Annotated in this window: 14 protein-coding genes; 6 read left to right on the top strand and 8 right to left on the bottom strand. The window is 45.3% G+C overall.

All coding sequences use genetic code 11. The features are described from left to right. The first annotated feature begins 283 nt into the window (after positions 1-283). Positions 284-1,186: an ArsR/SmtB family transcription factor gene (locus G358_RS0108350; RefSeq protein ID WP_019636757.1), complete on the top strand. Its 903-nt coding sequence runs from the start codon at positions 284-286 to the stop codon at positions 1,184-1,186. A 140-nt stretch (positions 1,187-1,326) separates the two neighbouring features. On the opposite strand, the gene G358_RS0108345 is transcribed toward G358_RS0108350, so the two are convergent. The 3 genes from G358_RS0108345 to G358_RS0108335 all read right to left on the bottom strand — a co-directional run bounded on the left by G358_RS0108345 (position 1,327) and on the right by G358_RS0108335 (position 6,238). Further along, positions 1,327-1,614, bottom strand: coding sequence for a DUF6171 family protein (locus G358_RS0108345; RefSeq protein ID WP_019636756.1), 288 nt, complete (start codon positions 1,612-1,614; stop codon positions 1,327-1,329). Positions 1,615-1,619: 5 nt separating this feature from the next. Beyond that, entirely contained in the window at positions 1,620-3,116 is a 1,497-nt protein-coding gene (locus G358_RS0108340; RefSeq protein WP_019636755.1) for an alpha-N-arabinofuranosidase, read from the bottom strand. Positions 3,117-3,943: 827 nt separating this feature from the next. Next, positions 3,944-6,238, bottom strand: a complete 2,295-nt coding sequence (locus G358_RS0108335; RefSeq protein WP_019636754.1) for a glycoside hydrolase family 127 protein — start codon at positions 6,236-6,238, stop codon at positions 3,944-3,946. Between the two features lie 243 nt (positions 6,239-6,481). Here G358_RS0108335 and G358_RS0108330 point away from each other — a divergent pair, with 243 nt between their 5' ends. Beyond that, positions 6,482-7,339, top strand: coding sequence for an AraC family transcriptional regulator (locus G358_RS0108330; RefSeq protein ID WP_019636753.1), 858 nt, complete (start codon positions 6,482-6,484; stop codon positions 7,337-7,339). 161 nt (positions 7,340-7,500) lie between these two features. On the opposite strand, the gene G358_RS0108325 is transcribed toward G358_RS0108330, so the two are convergent. Both G358_RS0108325 and G358_RS0108320 read right to left on the bottom strand, forming a co-directional pair. Continuing rightward, a complete protein-coding gene (locus G358_RS0108325; RefSeq protein WP_019636752.1) occupies positions 7,501-8,898 on the bottom strand; it encodes a helix-turn-helix domain-containing protein in 1,398 nt (465 codons plus the stop codon). A 334-nt stretch (positions 8,899-9,232) separates the two neighbouring features. Next, on the bottom strand, positions 9,233-10,117 hold the full coding sequence (locus G358_RS0108320) for a helix-turn-helix domain-containing protein (RefSeq protein WP_240479976.1): 885 nt from the start codon (positions 10,115-10,117) through the stop codon (positions 9,233-9,235). Between the two features lie 150 nt (positions 10,118-10,267). Between G358_RS0108320 and G358_RS0108315 the strand changes: the two genes are divergently transcribed. The 4 genes from G358_RS0108315 to G358_RS0108300 all read left to right on the top strand — a co-directional run bounded on the left by G358_RS0108315 (position 10,268) and on the right by G358_RS0108300 (position 15,293). After that, positions 10,268-12,157 (top strand): beta-L-arabinofuranosidase domain-containing protein, encoded by a 1,890-nt coding sequence (locus tag G358_RS0108315; RefSeq protein WP_019636750.1) that lies wholly within the window; start codon positions 10,268-10,270, stop codon positions 12,155-12,157. A gap of 32 nt (positions 12,158-12,189) precedes the next feature. Then, complete coding sequence (locus tag G358_RS0108310) at positions 12,190-13,479, top strand: ABC transporter substrate-binding protein (protein WP_019636749.1); 1,290 nt, start codon at positions 12,190-12,192, stop codon at positions 13,477-13,479. Positions 13,480-13,549: 70 nt separating this feature from the next. After that, on the top strand, positions 13,550-14,440 hold the full coding sequence (locus tag G358_RS0108305; protein ID WP_019636748.1) for a carbohydrate ABC transporter permease: 891 nt from the start codon (positions 13,550-13,552) through the stop codon (positions 14,438-14,440). Positions 14,441-14,456: 16 nt separating this feature from the next. Continuing rightward, complete coding sequence (locus G358_RS0108300) at positions 14,457-15,293, top strand: carbohydrate ABC transporter permease (RefSeq protein ID WP_019636747.1); 837 nt, start codon at positions 14,457-14,459, stop codon at positions 15,291-15,293. Positions 15,294-15,672: 379 nt separating this feature from the next. Here the strand turns inward: G358_RS0108300 and G358_RS0108295 are convergent, their stop codons facing one another. The 3 genes from G358_RS0108295 to G358_RS0108285 are packed head-to-tail and all read right to left on the bottom strand — an operon-like array spanning position 15,673 to position 19,562. After that, entirely contained in the window at positions 15,673-16,866 is a 1,194-nt protein-coding gene (locus G358_RS0108295; RefSeq protein WP_019636746.1) for a M20 family metallopeptidase, read from the bottom strand. 47 nt (positions 16,867-16,913) lie between these two features. Beyond that, positions 16,914-18,332, bottom strand: coding sequence for an MFS transporter (locus tag G358_RS0108290; RefSeq protein ID WP_019636745.1), 1,419 nt, complete (start codon positions 18,330-18,332; stop codon positions 16,914-16,916). Beyond that, a complete protein-coding gene (locus tag G358_RS0108285) occupies positions 18,333-19,562 on the bottom strand; it encodes a M20 family metallopeptidase (protein ID WP_240479975.1) in 1,230 nt (409 codons plus the stop codon). Positions 19,563-19,566 lie beyond the last annotated feature (4 nt).

Raw genomic sequence — 19,566 nt, 5'->3', positions numbered from 1 at the left:
CCCGATGGACTATTCTTCCCGGCAATGGCCGCCCCTTCATGCTCCTCCACAGTCATATACCGGAACGAAAATTTTTATGCTCGGCGAGTCCCATCTTGAACCTGGCTGCCACAGGCACTTTCGCAAGGTAATATTGGCGAAAAAAATTCAGTGGAAGAACAGCGTCTAGGCAGGCTTTCCAAATTGAGCAGCATCAACTACAATAAATATAGCGTGTTTAAATAATAAATTCATTAATCGCATAACATTAGTATAAATAAAATAAGGTGGAGGCTTAATTTGAATGAAACTAAATCTTACAGAGCAATCGCTGCCTGTATATGAAGCACTGTCCAGTGCTGTCCGGCTGAATGTCATGACCCTGCTGGCCGAGCGGCCGATGAACATAAAAGAACTTGCAGAAGCGCTGCAGTTAAGCAGTGCCATTATGACGATGCACGTCCGCAAACTAGAAGCCGCAGGCCTCATTGCCAGCGTAATGGCCCCGGGAAGAAACGGATTGCAAAAAATATGCTCACTCGCCGTCGACAGCATCGAAATAGTCATTCCCCGCATGGAGGACAAAGAATACAAATGCCACCGCACCGAAATCCCTGTCGGCCATTACTCCGACTTCATAATTGAACCGACATGCGGTCTCGCTACGGTCGACCATATCATCGGAAGCTTTGACGATCCAAGGCATTTCTGGGATCAAGAACGGATTAATGCGGGCATTCTGTGGTTCGGCAAAGGCTTCATCGAATATAAAATCCCCAACTTCTTATTGTCTAGTCAGCAGCCCGAAGAGCTTGTCATTACGATGGAAATCGCTTCTGAAGCCCCAAGCACGAACAATAATTGGCCATCCGATATTACGTTCAACCTGAACGGAGTCCAGCTGGGATATTGGACAAGCCCGGGCGATTATGGAGACAGCAGAGGCAAATATACGCCTGGCTGGTGGCATCATCAGACCAACCAATATGGACTGCTTAAGAAGCTGCGCATTACGCATGAAGGAACATACATGGATGGATTGAAAATATCCGATGTTACATTAGCCGATGTTCATATCCATCATAAGCAATGGACGTTCAAACTGTCCGTCGAGGATGATGCCGAACATGTTGGTGGTTTGACCCTTTTCGGCAAGGGCTTCGGCAATTATAACGAGCATCTGATCTTTGAGCTGTACTATCGCTGATGTCTGGATTGTATTCATAAGCTTGCTTTTTAACAGCTATCAAAGTATTAGAAAAAATCCCCGATCATGAGATCGGGGATTTCCATATTTTGTTCTAAAAAGCACACTTACCTAGAGTCGTCATATAACAGGCTGATTTATTAACTTAACGCCGTTCCCTCACGATAAGCTCCCCATCGGCTTTGACCCGGCAAGGCGCATTCCCGCTCCTTCAGCTTGGCCACAACGGGAATGATGCAGCCGCAGACGAGGCAGGTCGTTCCATCCTGCAGCTTGGGGCAGGAGCGGCACAGCTCCAGCCGCTGCTCATAAATTTCATCTGGAACGCAGTGTTCTGGTGCAAAAGCGGAAGAGGCCAGAATGCGACTAATTTGCTCCTCCGTTACCTTATACTCCTCCCGGCAGCCTTTACAGGATGACGTCGCCATATCACTTAAGCCTTAGGAGTCAATGCCAGCACGGCAACGGACATCGGAGGCAGCTCGGCTGTCACCACTCCGCCCTCAACCGTAAAGCTATGGAATGCCTGCGGTGCTACCGTATCCGGGGCATCGAACGTATTGTGAGCGTCAATCGTATCCCCCGCCAGTACCGTTCCCGTTACCTCAAAGGATTGCCCGCCCCAGCCGCGTACATCTACCGGAACAACCGCCTTCTCGGCATGGTTCGTGTTACAGAGGCTGATATGAACCACTCCGTCGGCATTGATTGAAGCCGAGCCGGTCACGGCCGGAATCTCCCGTCCGTTGTAGCTGTACGTTCCGCCGTCCACCTCCAGATCGATCCGTTCGGCATCCTGGTGAACCTTGAACATATCAAACACATGATATGTAGGTGTAAGCACCATTTTTTCCCCTTCGGTCAAAATGACGGATTGGAGCACATTCACCGTCTGAGCGATATTCGCCATGCGAACCCGTTCGTTATGTTTGTGGAAAATATTGAACGTCAGACCGGCGACCAATGCATCGCGAATCGAATTTTGCTGATACAGGAAACCAGGATTCGTGCCCGGCTCAACGTTGTACCAGGTTCCCCATTCATCGACGATCAGGCCTACGCGCTTCTCAGGATCGTATTTATCCATAATGACGCTATGCTTCGTAATGAGTTCATCCATCCGCAGCGCCTTCTCCAGTGTCGTGAACCACTCGCTCGTCTCAAAGCCAGTAGCTGGTCCTTTATCCTCCCATGTGTCGCCTGGAACCGTATAATAGTGCAATGTTATAGAGTCCATGAACCGGGAAGCTTCCCGCATCAGAACTTCCATCCAGTTATAATCGTCTACGTTTGGCCCGCAGGCGATACGATGGATTTTATTATCGTCATAGTTACGCACGTACGTCTGGTAACGGCGATATAGATCCGCATAGTATTCAGGGCGCATGTTTCCGCCGCAGCCCCAGTTCTCGTTGCCGACGCCGAAGTAGGTTACCTTCCAAGGCTCCTGTTGTCCGTTGGCCTGACGCAGCTCGGACATCGGAGACACTCCGCCAAAGGTCAAATACTCCACCCATTCGGACATCTCCTGGACAGTACCGCTACCCACATTTCCATTGATATAAGGCTCACATCCGAGCATATCGCACAGCATCATGAACTCATGCGTGCCGAAATGGTTATTCTCAACCACACCGCCCCAGTGCGTATTGATCATTCTTTTGCGTTCTTCCCGCGGGCCGATTCCATCCTTCCAATGATATTCATCGGCAAAACAGCCGCCCGGCCAGCGGAGCACGGGAATGTTAATCTGCTTTAGCGCTTGCACGACATCGTTTCTAATTCCGTTCGTATTCGGAATCGGGGAATCCTCGCCGACCCAAATCCCTTCGTAAATGCAGCGACCCAAATGCTCGGAGAAATGACCATAAATATTGCGGTTAATAGTGCCTCTACGGAGGTCGACGTTAAGAATTGCCCGGTTTGCCATGAAAACAACCGCCTTTCAGTTAATAATTATATTAATCAATTAATACTTACACAAACATTATAGGCATGTTCTGATTCATTCGTCAACCGGTTGCGTATGCTAAAATCTGCAGACAGGTCAGCTGCCCCATTTTCGATCCAATGTAATTCATCTGATATCTGCAGCATGCTTCTAGCACATTATTTAACGATAAATTTACCGATAAAAAAGCAAGCATCAATCGATGCTTGTAAATGAACATACTGCTAACCCATCCATCCCTTACTGGACAAATTTATGAAGGTTGAGTTGAACGATATTATTTTTAGGCGCTTGCTCACGCGGTAACCACCTAACCCCTAACTGGATCTCATGCATCTATTTATGATCAATGCAGTTGATTTGAAGAAATTACTGGATGTCATGCATTTAAAACATAGCATTTTCGCCTCCCCAGCCAATAATTTTGATTCTACTGTAAGAAATCCAGTTAATTGTACATCCAGCGTCAGACTTACCTAATTTAATACAGCAAATACAGCTAATTTACTCAGCAGCTACTATTCCCCAAATGCTACTGACTCATTTCCCCGTGAACCAGCTCGCCCTGTGCATATGTGCATATATAAACAGTTCTTCCCGTGAATAAATGGCTAGCTGTCCCCTACTTAAACCGGGTTTATTTTAACGCAGCTTAATTGGATCGATTTACCACAGCTTGCTTGATTGGGGCGATATAACCTAGCTTGATTGGAATGTCACTCTCCGTTTAATCCCCTTCTCACCAAATAAAAAAGCGATTCTAGGGCCGAGCTGACCTCTGCTCCCTAAAATCGCTTAAAACTTAACTATTCATCTTCGATCGGTCTCATCGTCCGAAGCACGCCGTAAATTCCGTTTAAGTCGCCTTCCGGCACGAACTTGAATTCAATTTCCCGCTGCCCCTGAAGAAGAAGCTCTGAAGGGATCGGATACTGTTTCGTGAAAAATTCACGTTTGCGCTCTAGCGGCGTTCTCTCAATGGCCAGCAGCGTGCCGTTAGCGTAAATATTCATGAGCCGGTTATGGTTGATGGAGAAATACGTAACCTGGAGCAAATTGTCAGCTTCGGGATCAACGCCAAGCTTATAGCTGAACCAGCCGCCCGCATGCGCCAGCCGTCCGTTGAGGCCGTCCCATGCGCCGCCGAAGGTCTCCTCTCCCTTAATCCCATGCTCCAGCTCGTATTGATCGTTGCCGACCTGCACGCTGTCAATGGTCGCTTCCTTGATCAACTGCTCCCGGCGTCCCCGCTCCAAATGCTGCTTCAATTCGTCCGAGTCCGTTGCCACGATGTTCCAATAGATGCCGTACCGCTCGCGGTGCTGCCTGTAATGCGGCGTAAATACAAGGCGCTCGTCTTCATCCGTGTTCCTCAGCTCGAATGCGAGCTCATCGCCCCGCCTTACCAGATGGTGCTCGAGATCGATCAGCCACTGCTCCGGCGTCATCCCCTGAGGAATAATGAAGTCCTTCACGAGCATTTTACGGGTCGGCACACTCACCATGATCCCGGTTGCCGCCTGCGTCATATCCTCCATACCTAGCCCTGCGCTCAATACGACAGGACCGTATTGGAAGCCGACAGCATGCTCGTTGTCCGGCAATCTGGAGACGAGTACCTTCATGGGCAGTGTCAACGTCAGCACGTCGCCATGGTCCCACTCCCGGTCGATGACAATATACTGCTGCTCAGAATTCCACTCCACCGCAGCTCCATTCAACTTCACCTCAACCTGGCCCGATACCCAATACGGAATCCGCAAATGCAAATCCAGCCGCTTCCTGCGTCCATGCTCGATTTCCAAGGCGAACGAAACCTCCTCGGACTCCGGGAGTTTCGCATGCTGGACCAGTTTGATCCCTTGCTCAGCCCAATCTAGCGTAGAGCTGAAATATTGATTGACATACAGCGTGTCTCCGCTATGAAAATAAATGCTGTCGTTCAGCTTCGTGAAGCTCTCCATCCCCGTGCCCGTGCAGCACCAGAAATGCTCGAAGGGAGAGCTGTATATTTTGAAATACCCGGTCGCCATTGGCTGAAAATACATCGTCATTCCTGTCTCTGGATTTTGCGAGGACAAAATCGCATTCACGTAATTCCGCTCGTAGAAATCGCTGTATTTCACATCGCCTGTCAGCTTGAACAGCTCGCGCGTCAGCTTGAGCATGTTATAGCTGTTGCAGGTCTCGCAGGTAACATCGGAACGTTTGCTGTTCAGAATGTCCGGCTCTCCGAAGTGCTCGCTTTCGCTATTGCCGCCGGTAATGTAGCTGTGATGATACACCACCATGTCCCAGAAACTCTGCGCAGCCTCCAGGTAGAAGCGCTCGCTTTCGCCCAAAACGAGATACCGGTTCAACGCACCGAGGAACTTCGGAATCGTCGTATTGGCATGCTTGCCCCGCAGTATGTCCCGTCCCTGCTGGATCGCTTCGAATAGCGGAAGCTCGTCGAATTTATGGGCCGCGTCCAGATGCCTCTTTTCTCCGGAAATTTTATAGAGATCATATAAGCAATCGTTCATGCCCCCATATTCTACGGCAAGCACAGTAGCCTGAAGCTCATCGGTCCAGCGGGATGTTCGCGAGGCCACCCAGTCCCCCAGCTTGAATACCGTATCGTAAGCGATCCTTGAACCGGTAGCGCGATATACAGAGATCAGTCCAGCGATGATTTTGTGCATCGTATACCAGGGAACCCAAGCGGGCTGCCGCTGCTCGATATTGTCGATCAGCCCCTCGGGGAACGCCGACAAGTACCCGCTCTCGAATTGACATTCCGCCAGCTCAGTCATCATATATTCCAGCTTCTGCTGCAGGGCTGGGTTCTTCGTATTCTCGTAGGCTTGCGAGCAGGCCGTCAGGAAATGGCCCAGTGTATGGCCGCGAATCTCGGTGTCTTCCCAGCCTGGATATTTCTGCGCCTTCGGCTGCAAGCCCCGGTTCTCGCGGAAGCCGGCCAGCAGCCGATCTACGTCATAGCTGTGCAAATATTGCAGCTCTTTCGCGAAGGCGTTAACATGATAGTCCCCAGTCAATACGACCTGCTCCAGCCGAAAATCCTGCAGTGCACTGCTCCGTACGATGGTCTTCATCTTCATCTTTCAACCCTCTTTCACCTCAAAATAACCGCTAATATCAGATTAGCGGTTGAGAATAGGCTGGAAAATAGCGAAACGTTCGAATCAGTGTAAAAAGGTTAGATTATTATTTTTACTGTAGGAATAATCCATGAGAAATGATATCGTTAAAATAGTTGCTTATCACCATCTAATCATTCAAATTCGCTTGGAACAGCTTAACGTCAAGTGTTAAAAAGTCATAATTAGAGGAGGAACTCCCGCATGAACGGCTATCTGTTTAACGTGGATCAACCGCTGCATATGACGATGACGGGCAAGTTCGTTTCCCCCTCACCGGATTGGATACATTTGAGCAGGGTGCTTATGGATTACGAATTGTTTGTGCAGACGAAGGGAGTATTATATATTGCGGATGAAAAGGAGCGTTACGTGCTAGAGGAAGGCGACTTCCTGCTGATGCCTCCCCGCGCCAGGCAGCATGGATACCGCTCCTCGGACTGCAGCTTCTATTGGCTGCATTTTATCCCGTCCGATGGCGGAGCCGATGTCCAGGCCATTGATATGGCCAGACATGAACACCAGGCCGGAAGCATCGTCATTCCGTCTAAAGGAACGCTGCGGAGCACGGACAAAATAATTGTTCTGATGAAGCAACTGCAGGATGCCGTCCGCAACTACCGGGAACAGACGCTGAGCAATTACATGACAACGACGATTCTCTGCGAGCTGTACAACCAGTTATTCCGGCATGAAATCAGCCCGGATCGCAAACTGAAGCAGCATCAGCTCTATAACGACATCGTCGATTATATCCAGTGGCATCGTTACGAGCCGCTTAAGGTATCCCAAATCGCCGATCATTTCGGCTACAACGTGAAATATTTGTCTCATCTGTTCTCCAGCATAGCCGGAGTATCATTGAAGCAGTTTATTTTACAACAAAAAATTGCAGCCGCCTCCTTCCTGCTTACGGACACGAATCAAACGATCAACGAAATTGCAATTCGGCTCAACTACCACGACAGCCATCACTTTATGAAATCCTTCAAGCAAATGACGGGTCTTACCCCGACGGAATACCGGAACGCGTACGCGAATCGGCTGTTGTTTTATAAGTGATGAACGATAAAACAAAATGCCGACTATACGGGTATTCTACCCCAATTGTCGGCATCTTGATATGTAATATATAATAAATTGGGGATTAGTTCCATCCGTGTTCTAATGGTTTCATTGGATTAGAAGGATTTTGAATTCCACCTAGCAGAGTAGAGCCCAAACTAATAACAAGTACTAATGCCGTAATCCATTTCCGCATCCTTTAACACCCCCTTAATTAAACTTCCATACTCCATAAGTTGTTCATTCGTAGCATAAGGTCTGAATCGCTCAAATAATGGTACTAATTTCATAAAATAATTATTATTATTAAGAATAATAGCATAATTAAGTGCATATAATGTTTTCTCTATTCCTTCCTTAAAATCCTTTTTTCTGAAATAATACACCGATAACTGGTAACTTAACCTTAAGTATCTATCCTTACTTACAACTTTATTATAGTAATTACCATTCTGGTTAAATAGCTCTGTATCAATATCAAATTGACCTAGTAATTCGTCTATAAAAAAACCATGGATATTAGCCGCCTCAACGATAACACGTAAAGTAGGCAAGATTTCATAGGGATGTTTTTTAACCTTATCGATATATTCGGGGATAATGGATTTATCTCCAAGTAGTACCTTCAAGTTATACATATTCAATTCAGCAAATAACTTGAATTTCTCTACCTCCTGCTTCCCAGTATCATTTAGTCCAACAAACCAGCTTAGGTCAGCATACCCATCTATGTACTCTTTCATTTCCTCGTATCTTCTCTGAAACTGTAACGCAACCCCCTTAAGCAAATATCCTTGGCCATAATATACGACAAGCTCTCTTTCAGCGCCAAAATAAAACTCCCTAGACTGCTTATATGCTCTTTCATAATTTGCATAGACAGTTTTTGCTAGTCTTCTTAATTCATCAGCATATATTTCAGCCTGATCATACTTCTGTAAGGTAAGGTAAACACTCGTTAATTGCATGAAGCCTTCCATTTGATAACCTTCGGGCAATCGATTCAAGTAAAGCTCAAAGCGTGTAGCCGCAATCAGATTAGCTTCTGCGTCATCCCCCAACGATAACCGAAAAATCCGGTAATGGCTGATAGCCAGTCGCTCCGAATGCTGATACTTCTCACTCTCAATCACGACATTGTAAAATAAGCGAGATTCCTCACGCAGTCCTTTCTCGTAGAGTTCCTCACCAATGTCAAAAATCATCGGAATATTATTCAGATCATCTACGATTCGTTCCAGCACCTTCTCGATACAATCTGTTTGGCCAATTTCCGCGCAGCGCAGCAGGAAGGCTTTCAGCCTGCGTCTGTTGGGCTGGACTGAGTCCACGCACTCGTTGACGTATAACGGATAATAGTAGCCTTCCGGCAGTTCCATTGCTTCCGTTATTAAATCCAGCTGCCGGATGGCAATGGGTTTAGGAGGGTTTCCGTTCAGAATGGCGCTGAGTGTCCCGCGATTAATCCCCGAACGGTTGGAAAAGCTGGTCAAAGAGTAACCCTTGCGCTCAAGTTCTTTCTCTAATATAGAACGAATCGTAGGTTCATTCGTCATTCCGATTCCTCCTTCCTATGCATTAACGAATTATTACAAAAAATATAGCTTAACTATTTATTCTCCTATATTTTTACATATTATACGAAAAAATGAACTAGTGGTCAATTAATTTTTTTATTTGTTTCATATTTTATTGAAATTCTCCTAATAGTTACCCATTAGTTGAGTAGCTGACCTCACAAGCGAGTAGTTTCACCTTCAGGCTCTGCTGATAGATTGCATTTCGTGAAGTAGTTGTACCCTCTTCTTACCATCGGAGATAGCATAGATAAAAGCATCATCTGCAAATCTTTCAAATGTAAGGGGTATCAAACCTTGCCCCTTCTCTGCTTTATGTTTTATAAATTTGTTTCATGTAAGACGTCGGCGATTCTCCCAGCACTTTTTTAAATACCCTACTGAAGTAGTAGGGATTCGGAAAGCCTAGCTTGTCACTAATTTCAGAAACGATCAACGAGCTATTTTTCATCAACTCGATAGCTTTATTTATTCTCAGCTTCGTATGGGCTTCGATAACACTTTGGCCAGTCTGCTTCTTAAAAGCGGACGAGATGTAGCTATAGTTTAAATTCAAGTGTTTGCTTAAAGCCTGGGCATCGAAATCTCTCTCCGTATTTTTCATTAAATACCTCATAACTCGTTCCGCAATCGTATCGGATCTACCACCAGCATTCCCCAAGAAGGGCTTCAATGAAGCTCGATGTAAATCCATGAATAAAAGATAAGATTGAATACATATGTGCGTCATGCGATGTTCCCTAACTTGATAATAATCTTCCAATAATGAATTTAGGCGATGCTCAATGGTCTCATGTTGCGGCCAGTATCCATATTTAGGCAGCATAAATCGATATTGATAATCAGAAGGCGAGAAATAATCCAATTCAGGTAAAATCGAGTATTCTTTGTATGTTGTATGATCGTCAGCCATGGTATTAAAGTGAATCCAATACCAGGACGTCTCCGGCATGGTTTTGCGTGGCAGTCCCCAGTGATGCAGTCCCTTCTTCAGAAATAAATGCTCCTTTTCCTTTACGATATATTCGGTTCCTTCCTCAATGACCTGCATTTCCCCCTGGGTAACAAACAGGAAAACATCAAAATCCTGAATACGATCTGGATGAGTATAAATGCCGGTAATTTGATTTTTGCCTATATCCCTAATTAGTGGAAAACGATCTCCCGTCAAATAAATATTAGTTTCCAATTCAAACACCTCTTTTACATAAAAAGTACAGGTTTATTCGAGTATAAAACTAAAAAAAGTATATGTAAATAAAAATATAGTGCATTGTCTGTTTATATACTGCTATATAAAATGAAAATGAAATACAAAAAAAATATATCGATGGGTGAGATTATGCTTATGGCAATGAACGAATTTGGTTGCGATAAAGTCAAATTGGCTCCGGGAGCTTTAAAAAAACGGTTCCAATTGAATACAAGCTATGTAATGAGACTGACGAGTGAAAATCTTTTGCGTAATTTTTATTTGGAAGCAGGACTTTGGAGTTACAGCGGGCAGGGTGGAACTACAACAGCGTCATCCGCAAATATGGATATCCCAGAAAATTGGCACTGGGGATGGGAATCCCCCACCTGTGAACTGCGTGGCCATATTACGGGACACTGGCTGTCAGCTGCAGCAAAAATTTTTGCCCAAACGAATGATCAATTAGTCAAGGCTAAGGCGGATTTTATTGTGGCTGAACTAGCAAAATGCCAAGTGGAGAACGGAGGCGAATGGCTAGCCGCTTTTCCAGAATCGTACATGTACAGGATCGCTAAGGGAAAGTGGGTTTGGGCACCACACTATACGATTCATAAGCTATTAATGGGCTTGTATGATATGTACGAATTGCTAGGAAATCAGCAGGCTTTGGATATGATGAGCAATATCGCCTCCTGGTTTTATAAATGGACAGGTCAATTCTCTCAAGAAGAAATGGATGATTTATTGGATCTGGAAACGGGAGGAATGCTTGAGGTTTGGTCGCAGCTCTATGGGGTTACAGGGCATGAGCAGCACCGCGAATTAATATATCGTTATGACCGTCGCCGTTTCTTTGATGCCCTTCTTCGCGGGGAAGATGTGCTGACTAATAAACATGCCAATACGCAAATACCTGAAATCTTAGGTGCCGCCAGAGCCTGGGAGGTTACGGGAGACCGTAGATGGAGAGATGTAGTTGAAGCGTTCTGGAAATGTGCTGTAACAGATCGGGGCTACGGAGCTACAGGCGCAGCAGACGATGGGGAATTATGGATCCCGCCCGGTAAACTCTCAGATCGATTAGGAGTAGGTCAGGAACACTGCTGCAATTACAATATGATGCGCTTGGCTAATGTTTTATTGCGTTGGACAGGTGATGCGGAGTATGCGGACTACTGGGAGCGAAGATTTATCAACGGCGTGCTAGCTCACCAAAATGGAGAAGATGGAATGGTCTCCTATTTCCTCGGTATAGGTGCCGGAAGTCAGAAAAAATGGGGAACCCCGACTAAAGATTTTTGGTGCTGTCACGGTACCTTGATGCAAGCTAATTCTGCATATCAAGAGGAAATATTTATGAGATACGAAGAAGGAATTGCTGTATGTCAATGGATTCCTTCCATATTGGAGTTTGAGCATGATAAGCAAAAAGTAAAAATTCAGCTTAGTCAGGATGCTCAATTCGGTCTTTATCCACTAAATGAATGGTCGGTCTCGGGAATGGAGGCGATTACCAGGGTTGATATTCCTCCGATCCCTACGTCACGCCCAAATCGGTTTGTCTATCGACTGACTATCTCCTGTGATAATAAGTTGGAGTTCGGATTGAAGCTCCGTTTACCTTGGTGGTTACACGGTACTCCGACAATGAAGATAAATGGCGTGCCGATTGAAGGGAAGTTTACTCCCTCCTCATTTATTGAAATAAAGAGAACCTGGAAAGAGAATACCGTCATTGACGTAGAATTTCCCAAGACGTTAACCACAGAGACGCTGCCAGGTCAGCCTGGTACGGTTGCTTTTCTGGATGGGCCGATCGTACTGGCCGGATTAGTCGCAGAGGAGCGTCAGTTGTCCGGGAACCTGGATGAACCTGAATCGATACTGCTTCCCGACCATGAAAGACAGCATAGCTGGTGGAATCCCGGTTATTACAGAACGAAAAATCAGCCTGAGGGCATTCGCTTTATTCCGCTATATGAGGTGATGGATCAAAGGTATTCCGTTTACTTTCCAATCGTGGATAAAAAACTATTCATATAGTTTTTTCATAAATTAAAAAAGGGGAGAAAGAAATGTTCAAATCTTTGAAGTGGTTATTCGTTTCAATGCTTACCCTATCGTTGCTGGTTGTTGGCTGCAGCAGTAATTCATCATCGGATACCGCTGCGAGCAAGAAGGATTCCGGAAGTAATAAAGAAAAGATACTGCAGCTTTGGACGCGGGAAGCAAGTGCTCCAAATGTTAAAGAAGCCGTGGATAAATTCAATTCTGAGAACCGGGGCTTCAAGGTCGAGCTGACCTCTTTTCCCAATGCAAACTTTACAGAGCAATTTTCCACGGCCTTGGCTTCTGGGGCAGCTCCTGACATTATTTCGATTGACTTGGTTTACGCTCCGTATTTCGCTTCTATTGGTGCGTTTCAAGATTTAACAGATTACTATAACTCTTTGGATTTTAAAGAGCATTTAATTCAAGCCATGGCTACCCAGGGGGCTTATAACGGTAAGCAGTATGCCCTCCCGTTCAGCGGCGAAGTATCTGCATTAGCCTACAACAAAGAACATTTTAAAGAAGCTGGATTAGATCCTGATTCCCCGCCAGAAACCTGGGAAGATTTAAGGGAGTACGCTCGTAAATTAACAACAACAGATCGGTTTGCTTATGTTTACGCTGGAGCGGATGTTGGAGGACAAGCATTTACGTTTCTGCCCTATATTTGGGGAAATGGAGGAGATATTTTAAATGAAAATGGAACAGAAGCAAAGATCAATTCTCCAGAAACCATTGAAGCCCTGCAGTTTTATACGGATTTAACCCAGAAGGATAAAGTAACCCCGGAAGGAGTAACAAACTACAGCTGGGCTCAAGCGCAGGACGCGTTTACTTCGGGGAAGGCAAGTATGTTTGTTACAGGCAACTTTATTGTAAATGTATTTGATACAGATTATCCGGATATCGACTACGGGATTGCCTTAATTCCACGGAATGAAGGTAAAAATCATGCTTCCTTTGCTGGAGGAGATTTGATAGCGATTCCAACAGAATCAAAGCATTCAGAAGAAGCGCTAGAGTTTTTACAGTATGCCTTGAGTGAAGAGGTCCAAGTTGAGACATTTGCCAAAAATGGTGCAATTCCTGTGCGGGAAGATCTACTGGACAATAAGTATTTTAAAAACTCACCCCATTATCAAGTGTTTGCAGAGTCTTTAAAATTGGGGCATACGCCTTATTCCTTAAAATATAACGAAATATTTAGTCAGCCGGTTCTTGGATTTATGCAGCTTTCCCTAAATGGAGAACTTTCACCCCAAGAAGCATTTAAAAATGCTGAAAAGAACATCATTGAAATATTAAGCCGCTAAAGAAAGCAAATAATAGGAATGAAGGGGAGTTCTGTTCTCTCCTTCATTCTTCATGGGAGGGGACAGTCGAGTGCAGGTAAAAAAATATATTTTTAATAGAAAGCTAAAATTTAGTCATCTAGCATTTATATTACCGGCCTTGTTGCTAAACATCGTTTTTTTCATTTATCCCTTGTTTCAATCCTTAGCTATGTCTTTTTATAATTGGCCTGTCCTAGGAGATAAATTATTTATCGGACTAGACAATTATTTCAGGTTGTTTCAAGATATCACCTTCTGGAATACCATGTGGTTTACATTAAAATATACGTTGCTCGTTACACCAGCCATACTTATAGTTGCCTTTATATTAGCGTTGCTTATTAATAACCAACTGCCTGGAGTCACCTTTTTTAGATCGATATATTTCATGCCTGTGGTTATTTCCATGGTTGCCTCAAGTTTAATGTGGTTATGGATTTATAATGATCTTTATGGAGTGCTTAATTATTATTTAATGCTCTTTAACATCGTACAGGAACCTATGAACTGGATGGGACAAGCCAATACATCGCTACCAGCGATTTCTTTTATGATCACTTGGAAAATGGCCGGCTTTACGATGGTGATTCTGCTTGCGGGACTTCAAGGAATATCCGAGGAAGTGTATGAAGCTTCGAATATCGATGGAGCTAACAAATGGCGGCAAACGTTATATATTACGATTCCCTTATTATTGCCATCCATCGGTTTATCTTTAGTAGTCTCCGTAATAGGGTCTGTATTAGCGTTTGAACAATTTCTAATCATGACCAACGGTGGACCTTCTGCGACAACAACTACTGCTGTTCATCATATATACAATACTTCATTTAAATATTTCAACTTAGGATATGGTTCTGCTATGACTATTATTTTGTTAGTTGTACTCATCGCTCTAAGTTTTGTTCAGTTTAAAGTCCTAAAGGATCCAGTTGAATAGCAGGAGGTGCTTCAAAGTGAATGCAAAAGGTTCAAATAGAATAAAATTTTACATCCTCAATGGTTTCATCGCGTTTTTATTTTTGCTACCCTTCGTTTGGATCGTTAGTACCTCGTTAAAAAAGCCTGGTGAGATTGCAAAATACCCGCCAAAATGGCTTCCAGCGAATGTAACATTGGATAATTATAGAACAATATTTACTTTCCAAGAGGGCATTTTTAGCACTTATTTTACGAATAGTGGTTTACTAACGATCAGTACTGTATTTTTTGTCATTATTGTTAGTTCATTAGCCGGATATGGTTTTTCAAAATTAGACATTCCTTTTAAAAATGGGGTGCTGATGTTAATTCTAGCGGCTATGATGATTCCTTTCCATGGGTTGCTAATACCTTTATTCTCCATAATCAAGAGCTTAAATCTCTTAAATACACATATTGCATTGATCATTATATATGTAACATTTCAGCTGCCATTTACCATTTATATGATGAAAAATTCCTTTGATTCTGTTCCTACCAGTATAAGAGAATCTGCATTAATTGATGGAGCTAGTGAATTGCGAACCTTTGTCAGGGTGTTCCTACCCTTAGTATGGCCTGGGCTGGCCACTGTAGCTATTTTTTCCGCGTATACCACATGGAATGATTTTATAATCGCTTTAATCTTCGCCAATTCAAACGACCTTAAAACTCTAAATGTAGGTCTTACAAACCTAGCTGTAGGGGAATACGGCACAAACTGGGGATTGCTGTCCTCTGGATCTATTATCAGCTTTATTCCTATCATTATTCTATTTGCTTTCCTGCAGCGTTATTTTATATCTGGGTTAACTAGCGGATCTGTAAAGTAATTTGAAATCCAGCACCGCAAGTTATCGCCCATACTGGTCGCACCTTAAACAAACTCCCCTCCGCGATCTCGACGAAGGGGAGTTTGATTTAGCAATAAATGCGTGTTGCGGTCTCCTGCTGGGATTTACGATCTCCGGCACACTTCAACCTCCTCTGTTATTAAATCCAGCTGGCTTATAGCAAAGGGCTTAAAGGAGTTCTCCCCCACTTTTTTACATACGAAAAAATGAACTAGTGGTCAGTTAAATTTTTTATTTGTTTCATATTTTATTGAATTCCTAGCCGCCACTACCGTTAGCTAATTGAAAAAAAGGCCGTCCCGAACAATCATCAACCGATGACTATTGGAACAGCCCTGTATGTTACGGCTTATGGCCTCTATGGCTGCTGCCCCAGACCGTAATATCCGCATACAACTTCGCCGACAGACTTAGCTGCGACAAGCAAAGCGTCTTCGTCGATATCGAACTTCGGATGGTGGTTGAAATAGACCTCATCCGTATTTTTAGGCTTGCAGCCAATATAGAAGAAGCAGCCCGGAATTTTCTCCAGATAATAAGCAAAGTCTTCCGATCCTGACAGCATATCCGCCTCCGAAACTGCAGTCAGATAATCGCCTACTCCCTGGTTCAGATACTTGACTACATTGGCGGTAATTTCAGGATTGTTATAGAGGGGAGGATAATCCGCCGTATATGTCAGCTCGGCCGTAATGCCGAACATGCCCTCGACACCCTTCACGATCCGATGAACTTCCTTGTCAATCAGCTGCTGCGTATCTTTGTTCATATAACGGACATCGCCTTCCAGTTCAACCGAATCCTTAATGACATTAAAGCTCCCTTTGCCGTCAAAAGAGCCAATAGTGACTACCCCGGTCTCGAACGGGTTTAGCCGGCGGCTTACAATCGTCTGTACAGCGGTAACGAAATGACTGGCAGCGACAATGGCGTCATTCGCCATATGCGGGGAAGACCCGTGCCCCCCTTTGCCATGAATGGTTAGTTTGAAGTAAGTTCTACCCGCCATCGCATAACCGCTGCGATAGCTTACTGTCCCTGCCGGTGAGGTTGGGAACAAATGAATGCCGAAGATTTGATCCACATCGTCCAGCAGTCCCGATTCAACAATGGACTTTGCTCCGCCTGGAGGGGTCTCTTCGGCATGCTGATGGATAATCTTAATTGTTCCCGGGATATCCTCCTTCAATTGAATCAGGCAATCGGCGAGCACCATCAAATAGGCGGTATGACCATCATGACCGCAGGCATGCATCACACCGGGATTCTCAGAAGCAAACGGCAGGCCCGTCTGCTCCGTTATCGGCAGAGCATCGAAATCGGCGCGAAGCGCGATCGTCTTGCCGGGCTTCCCCCCACGAATCGTTACGATCATGCCGTAGCCGTCCCACCCCCTTTGAATCTCCACATCTTTGCCTTGATAAAAATCGGCAATATATTGTGATGTCTCTTTTTCATGGAAAGAGAGCTCGGGATGGGCATGCAAATGTCTCCGTATATTAACCATCTCTGCTTTTCGGGCTTCAAGCATGCTTAGTAATTTTTTACGCATATATCGATCGTCCCCCAGTTCACTTGTTTCAACTAAATCGTGATAATTTAAACTTTTTGTGGTTTAATCAATCGTGGCTTCCTCTGTTCCCCTGCCTTCATGCCGCCGGGGATCATGGCCAGAACAGCGAGTATGGATAGTACACAGAAACCGACATTGACAAATAAACCTGTAGATGCCGCCAATTCTAGGTTGCCAGTAGCTGCAATCGCTCCATACACGGCTGCGGAAATCGCTACGCCGAAAGCCCCGCCGAGAGAACTGGCCATCTTGTAGATACCCGATGCAATTCCAACCTTATCGGATGGCGCATTAGTTACAGCTGTATCGGTCGAAGGCGTCGCATACATGCCAAGGCCGATCCCAAACAGCATAAAACCGACAAACACTGCGATGGAATAGAGGAATCCTTGAATAAACGTGCAGGCTGCCAAGGCAATCCCGATCCCCGTGATCAGCGTGCCAATCAGCATCGGTTTACGGGCGCCAATTTTCTGCAAAATCTTCTCCCCTACCCGAATCATAGCCAGCACACTGACCAAATACCCGAGGGATAACATCCCGGTAGTAAAAGCCGTAAAACCTCGGCCGACCTGAATATACGTATTGGTGACGACAAGCGTACCGGCGACCGCATTCAACAGGAAATTGGAGATCGTCGCACCCGAGTAGGCTTTATTTTTGAACAAAGAGAAATCGATAAAGCCTTTGCCAGCTTTATGCATTTCAATCCTAAAGAAAATAAAGGTGAACAGCAGGAAGCCAACCATTAAAGCTATTGTGACTACACTAGTCCATCCAAACGAAGCACCCTGCGTAATGAGCAGATTCAGAGAGACCATGGCAACGATGAAGGTAAGCAGACCACTGGTGTCAAATCTGGAGCTTCCGCTTTGTTCAACCTTGCTTTCAGGAGTCCCCTTTATCAGGAAAATCCCAAGTATGGCAATCACAATAGAGAATATGAAAATCCAGCGCCATCCCATGTAAGTAGCTATTGCGCCCCCGGCAAACGAACATACGCCCGAGCCTCCCCAAGAGCCGATTGACCAATAGCTGAGCGCCCGCTGGCGGTCCGCCCCATCATAGTAGGCTTTCACGAGAGCCATCGTAGCCGGCATAATACAGGCTCCAGACAGCCCTTGAATGATCCGGCCAATGATTAACAGCCCAGCCCCTTGGGCAAGTACAAGGCATAAAGAGCCGACGATGCTAAGCACCATTCCGACATAAGTCAGCTTCATGCGCCCATACTTGTCCGCTAGCCCGCCGGCAACGACGATAAAAATTCCAGAGAACAAAGCGGTCAAACTGATCGCGATGTTAATGATATCGAGGGAAATCCCGAGATCGGCCTGCACGGCAGGCACAACATTAACCATCGATTGAGCAAATAGCCAGAATGTAACTACCCCGAATACGATCCCGATGATTAGCTTATTTGTGCCATGGTATGGAGTGTCCATTTATTTGTCGTCCTCTCTTAGGTAGTCTATAACTACAGCGCCCATCGCTTCCGCGGCAATAAGCAAGCTGTCCTCATTAATATCGAATTTCGGATGGTGATGAGGGTAATATTTGCCGTCTGCCGGCATCGCCCCAACATAGAAAAATACACTTGGACGCTCCTTAGCATAATACGCGAAATCCTCCGATGGCGGCTGCGGCTCGCAGCGTTCAACTCCCTTTACTTCGGGAAGCGAGCTGTTCTTTAACGACTCCGCTACAAATTCGGTCAACTCTGGATCGTTGTAAAGCACCGGATAATCATTCAGATAATCCAGTTCATACGTAATTCCGAATGTCTCCTGTAATCCATCCAGCTTACGGCGAATTTCCCGTTCAACCAGTTCTCTGGTTTCCTCCGTCATCACCCGCACATCACCTTCCAGCTCAACGGAATCTTTAATGACATTAAAGCTCCCCTTGCCGTCGAAGGATCCGATCGTAATCGATGCTACATCAAACGGATTCAATCGGCGGCTTATAATCGTCTGAACAGCCTGGACAAAATAGCTGCCGGCTACGATCGCATCATTGGCCAGGTGAGGCGAGGATCCGTGACCGCCTTTGCCTTTTATTTTTACTTTGAAGTAAGCCCGTCCGGTTTGTATGTTCCCTTCGCGATAATATATTTTGCCCGTCTCCATCGTGGACATAACATGGATGCCAAACACATTGTCGACGCCATCCAGGCAGCCGTCCTTGATCATTTGTACCGCTCCGCCTGGAGGCTTTTCTTCCGCATGCTGATGCAAAATAACAACCTTCCCCTGGAGCTGATCCTTCATTTCGATCAAAGTTTCGCCCAGAATTAGCATGTATGCAGTATGCCCATCATGGCCGCAGGCATGCATAACGCCCGGATTCTCCGAAGCGAAGGGAAGGCCTGTCTCCTCTGTAATCGGAAGTGCATCAAAATCGGCGCGAATAGCTATGGTCTTCCCAGGTTTACCGCTATCGATCGTAACGACGACTCCATTTCCGCCAACATTGATATGCACTTCACAATCCTTACCGGTATAAAAATCAGCGATATATTTAGCTGTCTTCTCTTCATGAAAAGATAACTCAGGATGGGCATGCAGATAACGCCTGATCTCGATCATCCGGCCATTCTTTTCACGCAGTTTTTGAAATAATTGCTCTTTCATCTTAAATCCCTCCTTCGTTATCCTGTCAGGAAGTGTAAGCATTATT

Source organism: Paenibacillus fonticola DSM 21315 (assembly GCF_000381905.1).
GTDB lineage: Bacteria > Bacillota > Bacilli > Paenibacillales > Paenibacillaceae > Fontibacillus > Fontibacillus fonticola.
Note: the sequence above shows the minus strand (reverse complement) of the source record. Positions and strands in the feature narration are given on the sequence as shown.